We start from the raw sequence: 261 nt of genomic DNA on the forward strand, positions 1-261 counted from the left end.
GCCGGGGCGCAGCAGGCGGGGGCGAAGACCGAAACGCCGGCCGTCAACGAGGCGGAGGTGGTGGCCATCGCCGTGGCCCAGGGCCGGGATCCGGTCGCCGCGCTGAAGGCGGCTCACGACAAGGCGGATAGCGATAAGGCGAAAGCCGCTGCCACCGCCGCGAAGTCGCCGGAGAACGGCCCGCTGGGTAAACTGCCGGATCCGGTGTATGTGCCGCTGAAGGCCAAAGCGCTGGAGGTGATGCTGGCGGACCAGCTGAGC

1 pseudogene is annotated in these 261 nt (G+C 70.5%); it reads left to right on the forward strand.

Going from position 1 to position 261, the window contains the following annotated elements:
• Positions 1-261, forward strand: a pseudogene (locus tag PGS10_RS25025) (T6SS phospholipase effector Tle1-like catalytic domain-containing protein); the annotation flags it as partial.

Origin of the sequence: Klebsiella sp. 141153 (assembly GCF_032601995.1) — a bacterium.
GTDB lineage: Bacteria > Pseudomonadota > Gammaproteobacteria > Enterobacterales > Enterobacteriaceae > Klebsiella > Klebsiella aerogenes.